Origin of the sequence: Bacillus sp. FSL W8-0645 (assembly GCF_038007905.1) — a bacterium.
Taxonomy (GTDB): domain Bacteria; phylum Bacillota; class Bacilli; order Bacillales; family Bacillaceae; genus Bacillus; species Bacillus pumilus.
Map to the genome: position 1 here is coordinate 782,043 of NZ_JBBOYC010000001.1, position 15,001 is coordinate 797,043.

Annotated in this window: 20 protein-coding genes and 1 pseudogene; 17 read left to right on the plus strand and 4 right to left on the minus strand. The window is 39.6% G+C overall.

What is annotated here, in order from left to right:
* Nucleotides 1–7: 7 nt before the first annotated feature.
* On the minus strand, nucleotides 8–961 hold the full coding sequence (locus NST39_RS03750) for a nucleoside hydrolase (protein ID WP_341027162.1): 954 nt from the start codon (nucleotides 959–961) through the stop codon (nucleotides 8–10).
* A gap of 181 nt (nucleotides 962–1,142) precedes the next feature.
* Here NST39_RS03750 and NST39_RS03755 point away from each other — a divergent pair, with 181 nt between their 5' ends.
* Nucleotides 1,143–2,051 (plus strand): diacylglycerol kinase, encoded by a 909-nt coding sequence (locus NST39_RS03755; protein WP_044141563.1) that lies wholly within the window; start codon nucleotides 1,143–1,145, stop codon nucleotides 2,049–2,051.
* A gap of 60 nt (nucleotides 2,052–2,111) precedes the next feature.
* Complete coding sequence (rlmD, locus tag NST39_RS03760) at nucleotides 2,112–3,488, plus strand: 23S rRNA (uracil(1939)-C(5))-methyltransferase RlmD (RefSeq protein WP_341027163.1); 1,377 nt, start codon at nucleotides 2,112–2,114, stop codon at nucleotides 3,486–3,488.
* A 53-nt stretch (nucleotides 3,489–3,541) separates the two neighbouring features.
* Here the strand turns inward: rlmD and NST39_RS03765 are convergent, their stop codons facing one another.
* Nucleotides 3,542–4,684, minus strand: a complete 1,143-nt coding sequence (locus tag NST39_RS03765; RefSeq protein WP_341027164.1) for a site-specific integrase — start codon at nucleotides 4,682–4,684, stop codon at nucleotides 3,542–3,544.
* Between the two features lie 17 nt (nucleotides 4,685–4,701).
* A pseudogene (locus NST39_RS03770) lies at nucleotides 4,702–4,911 on the minus strand (ImmA/IrrE family metallo-endopeptidase); the annotation flags it as partial.
* Between the two features lie 222 nt (nucleotides 4,912–5,133).
* Between NST39_RS03770 and NST39_RS03775 the strand changes: the two are divergent.
* On the plus strand, nucleotides 5,134–5,238 hold the full coding sequence (locus tag NST39_RS03775) for a YopX family protein (protein WP_341027165.1): 105 nt from the start codon (nucleotides 5,134–5,136) through the stop codon (nucleotides 5,236–5,238).
* A gap of 62 nt (nucleotides 5,239–5,300) precedes the next feature.
* Here the strand turns inward: NST39_RS03775 and NST39_RS03780 are convergent, their stop codons facing one another.
* Complete coding sequence (locus NST39_RS03780; RefSeq protein WP_341027167.1) at nucleotides 5,301–5,573, minus strand: hypothetical protein; 273 nt, start codon at nucleotides 5,571–5,573, stop codon at nucleotides 5,301–5,303.
* Nucleotides 5,574–5,694: 121 nt separating this feature from the next.
* Between NST39_RS03780 and NST39_RS03785 the strand changes: the two genes are divergently transcribed.
* From NST39_RS03785 to NST39_RS03850, 14 genes are all read left to right on the plus strand, one after another.
* Nucleotides 5,695–6,105: a hypothetical protein gene (locus NST39_RS03785; RefSeq protein WP_341027169.1), complete on the plus strand. Its 411-nt coding sequence runs from the start codon at nucleotides 5,695–5,697 to the stop codon at nucleotides 6,103–6,105.
* Between the two features lie 71 nt (nucleotides 6,106–6,176).
* Nucleotides 6,177–6,800 carry a hypothetical protein gene (locus NST39_RS03790; RefSeq protein ID WP_341027170.1) on the plus strand — a complete coding sequence of 208 codons (624 nt, stop codon included), beginning with the start codon at nucleotides 6,177–6,179 and terminating at the stop codon, nucleotides 6,798–6,800.
* 91 nt (nucleotides 6,801–6,891) lie between these two features.
* Nucleotides 6,892–7,014 carry a hypothetical protein gene (locus NST39_RS03795; protein WP_258521774.1) on the plus strand — a complete coding sequence of 41 codons (123 nt, stop codon included), beginning with the start codon at nucleotides 6,892–6,894 and terminating at the stop codon, nucleotides 7,012–7,014.
* Nucleotides 7,015–7,028: 14 nt separating this feature from the next.
* Nucleotides 7,029–7,484: a hypothetical protein gene (locus NST39_RS03800; RefSeq protein WP_075611153.1), complete on the plus strand. Its 456-nt coding sequence runs from the start codon at nucleotides 7,029–7,031 to the stop codon at nucleotides 7,482–7,484.
* 156 nt (nucleotides 7,485–7,640) lie between these two features.
* The gene (locus tag NST39_RS03805) at nucleotides 7,641–8,102 is read left to right on the plus strand and encodes a hypothetical protein (protein ID WP_445662378.1); all 462 of its coding nucleotides are present in this window, start codon (nucleotides 7,641–7,643) and stop codon (nucleotides 8,100–8,102) included.
* 74 nt (nucleotides 8,103–8,176) lie between these two features.
* Nucleotides 8,177–8,578, plus strand: a complete 402-nt coding sequence (locus NST39_RS03810; RefSeq protein WP_341027172.1) for a hypothetical protein — start codon at nucleotides 8,177–8,179, stop codon at nucleotides 8,576–8,578.
* A gap of 155 nt (nucleotides 8,579–8,733) precedes the next feature.
* Complete coding sequence (gene terS / locus NST39_RS03815; protein ID WP_341027173.1) at nucleotides 8,734–9,474, plus strand: phage terminase small subunit; 741 nt, start codon at nucleotides 8,734–8,736, stop codon at nucleotides 9,472–9,474.
* Entirely contained in the window at nucleotides 9,461–10,663 is a 1,203-nt protein-coding gene (locus tag NST39_RS03820) for a PBSX family phage terminase large subunit (RefSeq protein WP_341027175.1), read from the plus strand. The genes terS and NST39_RS03820 overlap by 14 nt, the downstream gene beginning before the upstream one ends.
* A 4-nt stretch (nucleotides 10,664–10,667) precedes the next feature.
* Nucleotides 10,668–12,113, plus strand: a complete 1,446-nt coding sequence (locus tag NST39_RS03825) for a phage portal protein (protein ID WP_341027177.1) — start codon at nucleotides 10,668–10,670, stop codon at nucleotides 12,111–12,113.
* Nucleotides 12,114–12,144: 31 nt separating this feature from the next.
* On the plus strand, nucleotides 12,145–12,726 hold the full coding sequence (locus tag NST39_RS03830) for a DUF4355 domain-containing protein (RefSeq protein ID WP_335351498.1): 582 nt from the start codon (nucleotides 12,145–12,147) through the stop codon (nucleotides 12,724–12,726).
* A gap of 12 nt (nucleotides 12,727–12,738) precedes the next feature.
* Nucleotides 12,739–13,641, plus strand: a complete 903-nt coding sequence (locus tag NST39_RS03835; RefSeq protein ID WP_113768169.1) for a phage major capsid protein — start codon at nucleotides 12,739–12,741, stop codon at nucleotides 13,639–13,641.
* Nucleotides 13,641–13,793: a hypothetical protein gene (locus NST39_RS03840; RefSeq protein ID WP_185847327.1), complete on the plus strand. Its 153-nt coding sequence runs from the start codon at nucleotides 13,641–13,643 to the stop codon at nucleotides 13,791–13,793. The genes NST39_RS03835 and NST39_RS03840 overlap by 1 nt, the downstream gene beginning before the upstream one ends.
* Nucleotides 13,794–13,804: 11 nt before the next feature.
* The gene (locus NST39_RS03845; RefSeq protein ID WP_341027178.1) at nucleotides 13,805–14,662 is read left to right on the plus strand and encodes a phage minor head protein; all 858 of its coding nucleotides are present in this window, start codon (nucleotides 13,805–13,807) and stop codon (nucleotides 14,660–14,662) included.
* Complete coding sequence (locus NST39_RS03850; protein ID WP_341027179.1) at nucleotides 14,662–14,997, plus strand: phage head-tail connector protein; 336 nt, start codon at nucleotides 14,662–14,664, stop codon at nucleotides 14,995–14,997. The genes NST39_RS03845 and NST39_RS03850 overlap by 1 nt, the downstream gene beginning before the upstream one ends.
* The last annotated feature ends 4 nt before the right edge of the window (nucleotides 14,998–15,001 follow it).

Below are 15,001 nucleotides of genomic sequence, written 5' to 3' on the forward strand. Positions count from 1 at the left end.
GGCTTTTTTATGTTGAAATCTGACAAACAGCTCTTCTCATAAGCTCTTCAAATGCTTGGAAAAATGCGTCACGATCGACATGGTCGATCACTTGAATTGATTTTCCATCTGTATGTTCTTCGGTACGTCCTTGCTTTGGCGTTTCGGTGTAAACGATCGCATTCATTTCCTTTGAACGAGTAAATGATGAGGAATCAAGAGTGATCGTTGTCAGCACATCCCATAAGTAGTAAGTCGAGTTGGTTTCGTGATGAATGAGAGGCGGGCAAAAGGCGTAGCACTGCCCAATAAAATCTATTCCAATATTAGAACGAAGGGAAGCCCAGCGCTGACGAATATCAGGTGTAAGCGGAACTTGATTCGTGCTTTCAAGTGCGACCATATCAATAGGAAAGCGTTCCTTGAAGACAGTGCTGACAGCATAAGGGTCCCAAAATGCATTCCATTCTGCTGTCCCATCATGCTCGGGTTCCTCAACATTGCCTTTTTCAAGAAATGTACCCCCCATCCATACCAATTTTTCAATTTTATTAGAGATTGAAGGATCTTCTTCTAAGGCGCGTGCAAGGTCTGTGAGCGGACCTGTAAAGAGAAGCGTGACAGGTTCTGCTGACTTTTTAACGGTTTCGATTAAATGAAGGTGTGCTGGAAGCTTGGACACTTTTGTATCAACAGTGCCTTTCTCGTTTAAAATAGGTAAGGCGTCTACATAAAAAGCATGCATGCGCCACTCTTTCGGAAAAGGATTGACGCCTCTAGAATTTGAAGCAGCGACTTCAATTTCATAAGGGCTAAATCGATCGATGATTTTTTGAGACGCACTGAGAGCTGGCTCTAAATAACAATCAGCAGGAATCACAGACGTCCCAATCACTTTCAGATGTTCCATTTGAAGGAGAAGAAATAACGAGACGAGGTCATCAACACCGCCATCATGATTAAAATAGACATGCTTTTTCATCGCAAACCATCCTTTACAGCGTTTTCTTTTATCTTATCAAAATGCTTTCTTGCTGAGGGAAATGTGGCAGGAGATTTCTCATATTAGGGTGTTGTTCTGTTGCCATTTTCAAATCTCATAGTATAATTAAAGGTTGTTAGTGGTGAAAATAGATTGCATAATGAATATAGGATGATGATGAATGAAACGTGCTCGAATTATATACAATCCGACATCTGGGCGTGAACTCTTCAAGAAGAATTTGCCGCAGGTTTTGCAAAAATTTGAACAAGCTGGCTATGAAACATCTTGTCATGCAACGACATGTGCAGGAGATGCGACACAAGCAGCTGAAAAAGCTGCACAGAGAGACTTTGATTTAATTGTAGCAGCAGGTGGAGACGGCACGATCAATGAAGTCGTCAATGGACTAGCGCCGCTTGAAAAAAGACCAAAACTAGGAATTATTCCGGTTGGAACAACAAATGACTTCGCAAGAGCACTTGGCATTCCACGAGAAGGTGTTTTAAAAGCAACAGATGCCATTATAGATGGTATAGCGAAGCCGCTTGATATCGGTAAAGTCAATGGCCATTATTTTATTAATATTGCAGGCGGCGGCCGGTTAACAGAGCTCACTTATGAAGTGCCTAGTAAGCTGAAGACAATGCTTGGACAGCTTGCTTATTATTTAAAAGGCATGGAGATGCTTCCTTCTATCCGCCCGACAGAAGTCGAAATTGAATATGACGGCAAATTGTTTCATGGAGAAATCATGCTGTTTCTTGTTTCACTCACAAACTCAGTAGGCGGCTTTGAAAAGCTAGCGCCAGATTCTGTTTTAGATGATGGAATGTTTGACCTGATTATTTTAAAGAAGGTCAATTTAGCAGAAGCCATTCGAGTAGTCAGCCTTGCACTGCGAGGCGAGCATATTCATGATAACAATGTCATCTACACAAAAGCGAATCGCGTAAAGGTAGATGTAAAAGATAAAATGCAATTGAATTTAGATGGCGAATTCGGCGGCATGCTGCCAGGTGAATTTGAAAACCTGTATCGTCATATTGAGTTTATAGTGCCAAAAGCAACAGCTGAAAAAATAGGGTAGAGATTGAACTTGGTTCCTTATGGCGCCAAGTTTTTCTTTGCAAATGAGGTGATAAAATTGGTGAAAATGAAACCGCCTGTTGAAAAGAATGAATACTACAATGTAACCTTCGAAGACTTAACGCACGAAGGTGCAGGTGTAGCGAAAATTGAAGGGTTCCCTGTCTTTGTACCGAATGCCCTTCCAGACGAACAAGGGAAAATCAAGGTCACACGTGTGAAAAAAGGATTTGCTTTTGGGCGACTCATGGAGCTGACAAAGGAAAGTCAGCATAGGCAAGATGCGCCATGTCCTATCTATAAGCAGTGCGGAGGCTGTCAAATTCAGCACATGAGCTATGAAGGCCAGCTGCTATTTAAACAGAAACAAGTAAAGGACGTTTTAGAGCGGATCGGCAAACTTGATATGAGCCGTGTAAAAGTTCATCCTGTACTCGGCATGGAAGACCCTTGGAATTACAGAAACAAAGCACAAGTTCCAATTGGCGAACGCGAAGGCGGACTAGTTGCAGGATTTTATCAGCAGCGTACCCATGAAATCATCGATATGGAAAAATGTTTGATCCAGCAGTCAGAAAATGACGAAGTGGTACAGGCAGTAAAAGACATATGTAATGCGTTTGGCATCAAAGCATATAACGAAGAGCGGCACAAAGGCTGGCTGCGTCATGTGATGGTTCGCTACGGCATTGCAACAGGTGAAATGATGGTTGTGTTTGTTACTAGAACGGCTGACTTTCCGCAAAAGCAGCAGGTGATTGAGCAAATTATAGCACGCTTCCCACACGTTCGGTCAATTGTGCAAAACGTGAATTCAAAGAAAACAAATGTCATTTTCGGAGACGAAACGACTGTTTTATGGGGAGAAGAATACATTTATGACACGATTGGTGACATCAAATTTGCTATTTCAGCCCGCTCGTTTTATCAAGTGAACCCAGCCCAAACAAAGGTTCTTTATGACAAAGCGCTTGAATATGCAGAGCTGCAAGGCGAAGAAACCGTCATCGATGCCTACTGCGGAATCGGTACGATTTCCTTATTTCTCGCACAAAAAGCAGGCAAAGTATACGGCGTAGAAATTGTGCCAGAAGCGATTGAAGACGCTAAACGCAACGCTGCCCTAAACGGGATCAACAACGTCGAATTCGCAGTCGGTGAAGCAGAAACTGTTATCCCAAACTGGTATAAAGAAGGCATCAAAGCAGACACCCTCGTCGTCGATCCGCCAAGAAAAGGCTGCGACGAAGCACTGCTTGATACGATTTTAAAGATGAAACCAAAACGCGTTGTTTATGTTTCCTGTAATCCGGGGACGCTAGCGCGTGATTTGCGTATTCTTGAAGATGGTGGGTATGTGACAGATGAAGTGCAGCCTGTGGATATGTTTCCGCATACGAGTCATGTGGAGTGCGTGGCGTCTTTATCCCTTAAATAATAAGGTTTGGGAAGCCATGAAAGCGTAATTGACCACATTTTGACCACTTAGCCTTATAATTTCATGTAATCACCAAATTTTTGTGCTGTTCTTGCTTTGATTTTTGGAGTTACATGAGCGTAAATATCACCAGTCATTTTAATAGATGAATGGCCAAGGCGTTCTTGAACTTCTTTTAACGATACACCAGCTTCTAATAATAACGTTGCGTGAGTGTGACGGCAGTCATGAATACGTATTTTTGGTAGAGCGGCTTCTTTAGTCGCTCTATTGAAGTTTTCAGTTAAGGTACGAGGATAAATCGGTCTGCCATCTTGTCTAGCGAAAATAAGATCCTGATCATCATATAATTTTCCTAAACTCATTTTTACTTCAAGTTGCTTAATACTATAAGATTTCAAACATTCGACTAGGTAATCTTCAATTGTAATATCTCTTTCCGATGATTCTGTTTTCAATGTCCCGAAACGGAAGCCTTCGTCATCATATATCAAATTTCTTCTTACGTGAATTGTACTATCATCAAAATCAACATCTTCCCATTTAAGCCCGAGAAGTTCACCGCGCCTCATGCCAGTGTAAAGGGCAGTTGTGAAAATAGCATGATACACAGGTGCTGTCACAAATTTAGCCACGTTTAAAAATTTGTTTACATCTTCCCTTGTCCAAGTAACGTATTTTCTTCTACGCCCACGAGGTACCTTTACTTTGTCTAGTGGGTTTTTATTAATCAACTCCCAATCAACCGCTTTTTCCATGCATCCATACAGAACAGCAAATATATATTCTATATATCTTTCAGAAAGTCCCTCTTCTAATAACTTTGCAATAAAATGTTCAATATGTGCTGGTTTGATCTCGTTTAATTTGAAATGGCCCAGCAAAGGTATTATTTTGTTTTTAACTACTCTGCGGTAATTTTTGAAAGTTGTTTCCTTTACTTTTCTTTTTGCAACTAGATCCAACCATTTTTCTACATGCGATGAAAGAAGAACGTTACTATCTAAAATAAAAGTATTTTTATTGATCTGGTTTTCAAGTTCGTTGGCAACGACCTCAGCTTCTTTTTTTGTTTCAAATCCTCTACGCGTAACCTGTTTTCTTTTACCAGTGATAGGGTCTTTTCCTAACTCAATTGTAAAAGAGTATGTGTAGCCTTTTTTATTCTTCGCTGGAACCTTTCTAAAGTACGCCATGTTAAACGGCCTCCTTCTCAATTAATTTGTTTTAAAGTATTCTCATATAAAGAAAAAGCAAAGCTTTTTCTTCTAAACATTTCTAAGCGGGTGGTGGCAAAAGAATAAGTCACATTAAAGGTGTCACCGATTAGTTTTATTGCTTCAGATTGCAAAGAAGGCAGGTTCAATTTTTGAAGCATAAAGGTGGGAACACAAAAATGATACATAAAACTATTAGCCTGAAATGGTCTATGAAGTAGGTTTGACACCAGGGGGGATTCCTTATTCTATACCAGATTATGCCGAGGCTAGCGATCAATTTGATTATTATCCCAGCTGTCACGAAATGCAGTTTACCGGATTGAGAGATAAGAACAACGTTGATATTTATGAGGGGATGTAGTCTCCGATTGCACGGTGAAGTTGATCCAATTATGTGAAAGGTGTGTATGCATAAGGGCTGCTACATGTTCGGAGTTTGGAATGCTCATGAGTATTTCAACAAACATCAGCATATCGAAGTTGTCGGCAACATCTATCAAAATCCTGATCTATTGGAGGAAGCACGATGAACGAAAATAACCCGAGTTTGCTATAAAAAAAGAGGGAAGATTCCCTCTTATAAAAGTAGTATTCATGTAAGTGTTGAGTACCAGCAACGTTCATATGCACCATACCAAATACCTGAGTAAGTTTTCGCGCCTTTTAAGTACCAATTATAGGTGCCGTCGTTATAAATAGCCGGTATTGCATTTCTAGAAGAGTACGGACCAAATATTTCTGAAGTGCAAAGCTTCCATGTTTCATTAGGGCTAGCAGCTTCTGCTTGAGCAGTAAAAAAAGCAGATGAAGAAACTAGCAAAGCGAGTGATAGAACTGAACTTGCAATTACTTTTTTAATTTGCATGATTGACGCTCCTTTTAGTTTGGGATAATAGTCTTACAAGTTTAATAATACTATATATTCAAATATAATCCATGTGAAAATTTATTTAACTTATATGGGAATAAATATTGGGGGAATTTAAATGAAAAAACTACTAATCACACTAACTATTATTATTGCGGCGGTGCTTTATGCGCCGTCCGCTGCGGCAGTAACGAGCGGATATAAAACAATTGGCGGGCATACAGTCAGCGTATCGACGGATGCTAATTCGTATACGCCGAGAGCTAAATCAATCGACGTGACAGCACGTAAAACGGGTAATAAAACGGTCTATTATCGTTTCACTTTGCAAAAACGAGTAAATGGCAAATGGAAGGATCAGCGGTTTAGTTTGGTCGGTTCTTTCAAAACAGCCACACCAGCAAAGGAATTTTACACAGTAAATCACACAGCAGGCACGCACCGTATCAAAATGACGATATATAAAAACACCAATTGGACAGGCGTTAAGGGATACATTTATACGCCCGCTTTCGAGGTGAGGAAATGACACTTAAATTATCAAAATATAGGCTGAAATTTTTTTATATTGTATAATTAAAGTAAAAAAGGTTGATTAAAATGGATTTTTTGTCAAATGCTTGGGTTATTAGCTTTGTTACAACGGTAATAAGCTCATTTTTTATTAATTCAGTTGTGTACTTTTTCAGAAGAAAATACTATAAGAAAAGAATTGCAAATGCAAACATGGAGTTAATTAGAACAGTTAAAAATTTTGTATCAGAGGGGCAAATTCCATCTGTCTTACTTATAGAATCTCTAAGTCAAGCTTATTCAGAATCTAACAGCGTCAAGAGATCAGAAATAAATAATGTAGATCAAGTTATAAATCATTTGCTAAAAGATATTTTTGAGACAAATTTCATATCAGTTCAACAAAAATCTAATATAGCAAAACAGTTAATGGATCTGAAAGAAAATTTACTAGGTGACAAAGTTGATAACAATGAAAAAGCAATGGGTATCCCTGCTAAATTAAATTTGTATTTCAGTGCGGGTGTCTTTATTTATTTCTGTACATTTGGATTTTATTCTTTGAATGAGTCCTGGGATATATTTAAATTTTATCCTCAGCAAACAATTATGGCTATTTTGTTAAGTGTTTCTATAATTACTTGTTTTATAAGTGCTTGGTTTATTTTAGATTTGTCTCTTGGTAAACTATTCAAAAAAAAATCAACATAAGTCCAAGACGGAGAGCCTGCGGACACTGATCAACACCTTTTAAGGGTGCTGGTTGGTGTCCGTTTTTTATTTGTAGGAAAGGAGCAACACCATGAAGAAGGAAAAGCCGAAAAAACGACCGCAGGAGCTTACAGAAAGAGAGATACGTGAGCTGATGGGGCAAAACATGCAACGTTTAAAAAGAGCCAAAGGCGGGGCGTACAAGCGTAAATAACGGGAGGGTACAGCATGAATAAAAAAGAGATTGAAGGACTCATTCACAATTATCACTGGATGGCGAAAGAGGTTCAGCGGCTCCAGCGTGTTTTATACGGTACTGACATCCCTATGCGCAGCTGGGGCGTTGCTCAATACGGCATCGAGGCAACATTGCCAAAGGGGAGCAAAGGAAAGAGCCAAGCTGAATTACGTGACATGGATATGAGGGAAGAAAGATTGTTTAAGAGACTTCGTAAGTTTGAAGAACGTGTATATGCAATAGAGGCAGCAGCAAGCAAAATCGAAGGAGAGAAAAACAGGGTGGTCTATGACTGCATGATGGAAGGTATGAGTTATCGGGCCATTGGACTTCACTTGGGGCTGTCTCGTGAAAAGGTACGGCAAATGAAAGATAATATCATCGACCAATTATGCCAATATTGCCACTTTGTGCACTTGTTGAATGATGAAAAATCCGTAGTGTAAAATGGAAGGCAGGACGGGGAGGCATAATTTTCCCGTGTCTCCACAAATTAATATATTTTCACTTACTCTTGCGAGCTTGGGATTCGTTCGACAAATTTTGCGGACACCACAATTTTATCAATCTTCTCCGATATTAATGTCGAGGAGTGAGTGAAATTGAGTAAAAAGAAGAAATCAGCCACTAATATTAAGCAAAATAATAAACGATTAAAGGAACTAGAAGATGTGATTTACACATATCGAGCAAAAGACTTACTTGCTTATTTTTTAGAAGAATTTAGATATGGTAAAAAAAAGAATCAATATAAAAGAAGTGTGTCATTGCTTTATGATCTAGACATTGAATGTTTAGAGTTTGCTATTTCTAGATTTCATAATATCGATAACGAAAGAGATCCTGCTAGATATTTTGCGTTCTTAACTCCATTTATTACTGTGTATATTACTACAGCATTCAAAATTTACGAGGACACATGGGTACTTACAATTGTGTGGGCTGTAGCACTTATAATAGTAATGAGATCATTGAATAAAAGCAGAAAAGATAGAATTATTTCAGGTACCATGTTAAAAACATTTGAGCAAGTAAAGGCGAGAAAAGAAAAAGATGAAAAGTGATTTTTGTTCGACAAATTCTGCGAATAGTTCCATATACTTACTTTCTGCCGATATTAAGGGTGGGAGGTGAAAAAATGGAATATGTTGAAATTTTTAAAAATCATTTTCAAAACTTCATAACAGACACAAATTATGACTATTATGAGATTATGGCTAAAGGAGTTTATGAATTTATTGAGGGAGATGAAATTAAATTTATTTATTCTAAAAACCCCTTCGATATCAATAGTGCCGAACATTATTTCTTCTTAGAATCGGGTTTACTCATTGCCAAACAAAAAGAGGAACGATTCGGTTTGGATTTCTATAAGAGTAGGATTGTTAAAAAAAATCTTACTTTTAGTGGAAGAAGAGAAGCTAATTTGACTTTCACTTTTGAGAACGGTGAAGAGATTGAATTTGATGCAAAAGACTGTAATGAAGCTCATGAATTCAACTATGCTAAATCAATCAAAGATCTTTACAAACTAATTTAAGCACCCGTTTTGGGGTGCTTTTTTTGTTCCCTGTAAACTGCTTCCGGTGAACCTTTACACCAAGCATCGGCTTAAAGGTAGAGTGCGGCGGCAGTTTAGAGGAAATAAAAATCCCAAAACAACACGAATCAGAAGGAGGCGGCAGGTGAATATAGATGGAATCCAAGCACATTCAGGCGGAGAAAGATTACGTCAAAGGCATGAAATACAAGGACCTTGCCGAGAAATACGGGGTGTCGATCAACACCATAAAATCGTGGAAAAAGCGGCATGGTTGGGAAAGGAAAAAGGGTGCACCCAAAGAAAAAAGTGTGCACACAAAAAAAGGTGGGCAACCTGGGAACAAAAACGCTATCGGAAATAGCGGCGGTTCTCCTGCAAGAAACCAAAACGCAAAGACGCACGGCTTTTATTCAAAGCACATGCCAGCAGAAGCGTTTGAGATCATGCAGGACATTCAGGAGTTTTCGCCCGTTGACTTACTTTGGGAGCAAATACAAATTCAGTTCACAGCAATCGTAAGAGCGCAGAAGATCATGTTCGTTGAGAGCAAAGACGAAATGATCAAAGAGCTGAAAAAAGCACGGTACGTTTTTCATGAGGGCGACCTTGAAGAAAAAGAAACCGAAGAAGAAGAATACGAATTTCAGTTTGCTTGGGACCGTCATGCTACATTCCTAAACGCTCAATCTAGGGCAATGTCTGAGCTGAGAAGCTTGATAAAGCAGTTTGACAACATAGCCCATGAGACAGACGAAAGACGGCTTAAATTGGAGCAAATGCGCTTGAACATTGAAAAGACTAAGAAAGCAATTGATGGTGGTTTTGAAAACAGCGGAGAAAACAAAATTGCTTCAATGCTTCAAAAGATGGTGAATGAACATGGAGTTGAATAAAAAGCAAAAAGAGGTATGGGACAGCTTCGTAAAAGAGCGTCCTAAAATCCTTTTGTGTAGTGGAGCAAAGAGAGCAGGAAAAACATTCGTGCTTCTTTTAGCATTCCTTGCTCACATTAGCAAATATCAAAACAAGGGTCTTTCATTTATCATCGGTGGCGCTACTCAAGCAGCCATCAAACGTAACGTGTTGAATGACCTTGAATTGATATTAGAGAAAGAGCTTAGACTCGACAAAGCAAATGCCATTGAGATATTCGGCAACCGGGTCTACTGTTTCGATGGTGCCAATGTGGACGCTTGGAAAAAAGCGAGGGGTTTTACATCAGCTGGCGCATTTTTAAACGAAGCAACCGCTCTTCATGATTCATTTGTGAAGGAAGTTATATCCCGTTGTTTGTACAAAGGCGCAATGGTCTTGATGGATACAAACCCTGAAAACCCAATGCACACCGTAAAAAAAGACTACATCGACAAAGACGGGCAAAGATTAAAGAGCGGCCGCCTTAACATCAGGGCTTTTCACTTTTCTTTGTTTGATAATAACTTTCTTGATCCTGAATATGTTGAAAGTATAGTGGCATCCACACCGAGTGGCATGTTTACAGACAGGGATATTCATGGTTATTGGGTTGCGCCAGAAGGTGTGATATACAAAGATTTCAACAAAGATGTGCATTACATCAGGTCAGATCAATTAGAGAACGTCAACTTTGTAAAATACTTCGCTGGCGTTGACTGGGGGTATGAGCATTTTGGTTCCATCGTCGTTATTGGAGAGGATGATAAACAAAATTATTATCTCTTGGAAGAGCATGCAGCGCAACATGAAGAAATAGATTATTGGGTCAAAGTGGCGAAAGATATAAAAGAGCGTTACGGCAGCATGAATTTTTATTGCGATACCGCTCGGCCAGAACATGTTGTTAGATTCAGGCGTGAGAGGTTAAGAGCCTTGAATGCTGATAAGGCTGTAGTGTCTGGTATAGAAGAGGTAGCAGGCTTGTTCAAGAAGAACAGGCTTTTTGTTGTTGAAGACAAAGTTGACCGGTTTAAAAAAGAAATCTTTATGTACGTCTGGAATCAAAAGACGGGTGATCCAGTTAAAGAATGGGACGATGTGCTTGATTCAGTGCGTTATGCCCTTTATACACATAATAAACCGATGAGGCGTAAAGGAGCGAGGTGAGCAAATGAATGAATTTGTACAGTATTTAAGAGAAAACGAGATTAACAGCAAAGTCATTGATGCGATTATAAGTTCTCATAAAACACAGCGAGAGAAAATGATCAATCAGTACGAGAGATACAAAGCGTCCATTGATGGCGTGCCGATTCTCCAAAGGGACGCTTTTACCATTGAACATCAAGAGGACTTTGAAACAGGGGCGATCCTCAGAATAGACAATCGAGTTAATAACCGATTAAACAACGGCTTTGATAGTGAGATTGTTGATACAAAAGTAGGTTACATGTTTGGCCATCCGATAACATATGAAGTGGACAAAAACCAAGTATCAGAATCCGGCGCTTTAGTCGAAGTGATCAATAGATTTAATCTGATGAATACTATTGAAGATGCTGATAGTGAACTAGGTAAGAAAGCAGCCATCTGTGGGTATGCCGCTCGCTTAGCTTATGTTGACACAGCGGGAGAAGTTAGGACCGTGAATATTGATCCGTGGGAAGCGGTCATTATTGGTAGCGGCAATGACATAACTGAACCTGAATTTGCTCTTCGATATTATGAGGTGACAACCTGGGTAGATGGAAAACAGATCAAACGTGAAAAGACGGAGTTTTATGACTCATCTCACGTTCATTATTTCGAGAAGAATGAGAATGGATGGACAGAAATCGAAGTTAATAAACATCTATTCGACCACTGCCCTTTATTCGGTTTGCCAAACAATGATGAATTTATGGGGGACTCAGAAAAGGTTCTTTCTCTTATTGATGCTTATGACCGCACATTATCAGACGCATCAAATGAGATAGAGCAGCTGCGACTTGCTTACATGATCTTTAAAGGTGCGGGAGCGGATGAAGAAACGCTTGAAAAGCTTAAAAAGCATGGAGTCTTTGAGTTATTTGGCGACAACGATGATGTGAAGTTTCTGACGAAAGATATTAACGATACTATGATCGAAAATCATCTGAATCGGCTAGAAGAAAACATTATGCGTTTCTCTAAGTCGGTTAATTTCTCAGATGAAGCGTTTGGCGGCAATTTAACAGGCGTTGCAATGCGGTACAAGCTTATGGCATTAGAAAACAAATGTATTACGATGGAGCGGAAAATGACTGCTGCTTTGAGATACCAATACAAGTTGCTGTGTTCAGCTTGGTCACGAAAAAACGCCGCTATTAGTAATGATGATTATTTGAAAGTTTGGTTCACGTTCACACGTAACCTTCCTGCGAATATCGCAGAAGAAGCTGAAACCACGGCAAAACTTAAAGGACTTGTAAGCGAAGAAACAAGGCTGTCACTTCTTACGTTTGTTGATGATGTTCAATATGAAATCGAAAGAATGAATGACGTGAAAGTAGATTCAATCTACAGCTTGGACGAAGATGAAGAGCTAGACAATCGACCTGCCGGAAGTCGTGAAAAGACGGAAAACTTAGACGTGTAGGCTCGTACTACATGGCTTGGAGGATGAAATAATGAATATTGAAGAAATTAAGCAGTTTCTTGAACAAAATAAAGAGAATGAAGAAGTAAAAGCGTTTGTAGGTGAACTATCAGCCGTGTCAGCGGACAAGGTGAAAGGATTCCTAGAAACAGAAGAAGGAAAGAAGCTCTTGCAGCCTCGATTGGATTCCCATTTTACTAAAGGTCTAGCGACTTGGAAAGAGAACAACCTTGAAAAAATCGTTGAGGAAGAGGTTTCAAAAAGGAATCCTTCCAAAACACCTGAACAACTTGAAGTAGAAAAGCTCAGAAAAGAAATTGAAGCAGAAAAAGCGGCCCGCAATAGAGAAACTTTAGTCAATAAAGCCCTTAAAGCAGCTGATGAAAAGAAGTTGCCAAAGGACGTTATTGACTTTTTTATTGGAGAAAACGAAGATTCTACACTGGAAAATCTAAGCAAGCTTGAAGAATCATTCAATGCTGCCGTGCAAGCTGCTGTAGATGGAAAGTTTAAAGAATCTGGCCGTGAAATTGAACGAGGTAACGGAGCAGGTAATTCTACTGGAAACATTGATATTAGAACAATTGCTCAAGAAGCAAACATTAGAAAATAGGGGGAAATAATTATGGTAATGCTACAAGACGCAAAGACAGGGGCGGTCCCTAAAGAAACGGGAACATTAGTATTAAGAGACTTTTTGACACAATCAGCAGTGACACAGCTGGCGCAATATGAAGAAATGACCAAGCCTAAAAAGGAGTTTACCTATTTAGCTTCTGGACCTGGGGCTTACTGGGTTGGTGAAGGTGAAAGAATTAAAACGGATGGTGCAACATGGTTGAATGCAGAAATGATTTCTAAAAAACTTGGCGTTATCATTCCTGTTTCAAAGGAGTTTTTACGTTATTCTGTGCCAGACTTCTTCGCAGAAATGCAACCAGCAATTGCAGAAGCTTTCGCTATTAAATTTGACCAAGCTGCTTTATTTGGTATTGGCTCTCCATTTGGTAAAGGCGTATCAGTGATGGAGAGAATTGAATCTAAAGGTAATAAAATCGAATTAGATTCCTTGGGAAGCTTGTATGATGAGCTAAACTCAGTGATGGCGCTCTTAGAAGAATCTGATAAAGACGCCAATGGATTTACAACAACAAAACGCTTTAAACAAAAATTGCGTGGTGCAAAAGATGAAAACGGCTTGCCGATTTTTAATGATCCAAAGGGTGGTGCCACATCTGAGGCCCTAGGTCTACCAATCGGCTATGTTAGTTCTAAGTCTTGGAAATATGATAAAGCTTCGCTACTTGCTGGTGATTGGAGCATGGCTAGATACGGTATCCCACAAGGAATGGAATACAAAATTAGTGAAGATGCTACGCTTGAAGGTACTCTTGACAAAGATGGCAAACCGATTAGCTTGTTTGAGCAAGATTTAGTAGCTTTACGTGTTACTCAACAAGTTGGATTTATGACTCTTAATGATGATGCATTTGCTGCTATCACGCCAAAAGGAGCTGCTGGAGAGTAATGAAAATTAAAAAAGGTAAGCATTCACTTGATGTCACTGAAAGAGCCTTTGAAATCATCTACAAAGAATTAGGCTATAAGCTCGACAAAAAGGGCGAGAAGCAGGAACAAGATGAAGTTGAAGAAGTTCCAGAAGAACTAGTAGAAGAATAAGGGGGATGACGGTGGATAAAGGGAAATTTTTAAACGAGCTTTTGAAGCCGTTGGACCTTAAAGAACGAGGGGCCATGAGAAGGTTAAAAAAGCTGTATCGTGAAGCCTCAAAGGAATTTATGAGTTCTCTTACTGATCTGTACGAGAAATTAGATCAAGGTGAAGACCTTTCATATGCTGACATTAATCAGTTTGACGATATTGAGGCCTTGAAGTCTCAAATAATTGCTTTGGCGTCCAAGCTAGATGCCCGCTCTCAAAAGGAAATCATACGACTCTTAGAAGACACTTATGATTTCTCTTATGACTGGATGGCATCCGTTGTCGAAGCAATGATTGATCAAAAGCTAAGAAATGCACCGCCTTCTTTGCCAAAGTTAGTTGAAGAAGCTCGTAAGAACGCTGTGTATGGACTCAAGCTAACACAAGCATTGGAAAAGCATCGCGTAATGATTGTGAAGGATATAAACGACGCAATAGAAAGAGGGTTTATTGAACGCGAACGCTTTTCAGACATTGCTAGACGTGTTAGAAATGCTTTTGATACCTCTTACTATAGAGCAACTGTAATAACCCGTACAGAAGCTCATAGAGTGCGTGAAAAGGCTACTCACAATAAAGCTGAAGAGTTTGAGCAACAAGGCATCATTATGGAAAAGGTATGGAACAACGTTAATGATGCGCGGGTCCGACAAACTCGGAAGGCAAATCATAAAGCGTTACAAGGTCAGCGTAGAAAGGTCAATGAACAATTTGATCTAGGAAATAGTGTCACAGCAGTTGCGCCTGGACAATCAGGAAGCGCAGCCAATGACATACATTGCCGCTGCTTTCTAACATATGAAGTAGTGGGATTGAGGGGTGAATAATGGAGTTAGTTGAATTAAAAACCCGTTTAGAGATCCCTTTAGATGATGAGTCACAGGATGAAAAGCTGAAACTTGAATTGCAAGACGGCATTGAGTATGTAAAAGAGTATTGCAACAACCCCTTTTTAAACAAAGAGGGGTTACTTGAATTGCCGTCACCAGTCAAAAAAGGAATTGCCATGATGATTAAGATTGACCGCTCGAATGAGGTCGGTGTTTCCTCCGAATCTATCGGCGGCATGAGTAAGACATACACAAGTGATTATACACGGTATGAAGCTGTGTATAAGCTGTGGAGAAAATACAGGAAAGTTAAGTTTCGCCCGTTGAGGTGATGAT

Bases quoted from the DNA above. Each gene is read 5' to 3' on its own strand.
- NST39_RS03780 (WP_341027167.1), bottom strand. From the start codon at position 5,573: ATGCAAATTAAAAAAGTAATTGCAAGTTCAGTTCTATCACTCGCTTTG.
- NST39_RS03830 (WP_335351498.1), top strand. From the start codon at position 12,145: ATGAATATTGAAGAAATTAAGCAGTTTCTTGAACAAAATAAAGAGAAT.
- NST39_RS03795 (WP_258521774.1), top strand. From the start codon at position 6,892: ATGAAGAAGGAAAAGCCGAAAAAACGACCGCAGGAGCTTACAGAAAGA.
- NST39_RS03835 (WP_113768169.1), top strand. From the start codon at position 12,739: ATGGTAATGCTACAAGACGCAAAGACAGGGGCGGTCCCTAAAGAAACG.
- NST39_RS03750 (WP_341027162.1), bottom strand. From the start codon at position 961: ATGAAAAAGCATGTCTATTTTAATCATGATGGCGGTGTTGATGACCTC.
- NST39_RS03810 (WP_341027172.1), top strand. From the start codon at position 8,177: ATGGAATATGTTGAAATTTTTAAAAATCATTTTCAAAACTTCATAACA.
- NST39_RS03840 (WP_185847327.1), top strand. From the start codon at position 13,641: ATGAAAATTAAAAAAGGTAAGCATTCACTTGATGTCACTGAAAGAGCC.
- NST39_RS03825 (WP_341027177.1), top strand. From the start codon at position 10,668: ATGAATGAATTTGTACAGTATTTAAGAGAAAACGAGATTAACAGCAAA.
- NST39_RS03755 (WP_044141563.1), top strand. From the start codon at position 1,143: ATGAAACGTGCTCGAATTATATACAATCCGACATCTGGGCGTGAACTC.
- NST39_RS03775 (WP_341027165.1), top strand. From the start codon at position 5,134: ATGTTCGGAGTTTGGAATGCTCATGAGTATTTCAACAAACATCAGCAT.
- terS (WP_341027173.1), top strand. From the start codon at position 8,734: ATGGAATCCAAGCACATTCAGGCGGAGAAAGATTACGTCAAAGGCATG.
- NST39_RS03820 (WP_341027175.1), top strand. From the start codon at position 9,461: ATGGAGTTGAATAAAAAGCAAAAAGAGGTATGGGACAGCTTCGTAAAA.
- NST39_RS03785 (WP_341027169.1), top strand. From the start codon at position 5,695: ATGAAAAAACTACTAATCACACTAACTATTATTATTGCGGCGGTGCTT.
- NST39_RS03790 (WP_341027170.1), top strand. From the start codon at position 6,177: ATGGATTTTTTGTCAAATGCTTGGGTTATTAGCTTTGTTACAACGGTA.
- NST39_RS03850 (WP_341027179.1), top strand. From the start codon at position 14,662: ATGGAGTTAGTTGAATTAAAAACCCGTTTAGAGATCCCTTTAGATGAT.
- NST39_RS03800 (WP_075611153.1), top strand. From the start codon at position 7,029: ATGAATAAAAAAGAGATTGAAGGACTCATTCACAATTATCACTGGATG.
- NST39_RS03765 (WP_341027164.1), bottom strand. From the start codon at position 4,684: ATGGCGTACTTTAGAAAGGTTCCAGCGAAGAATAAAAAAGGCTACACA.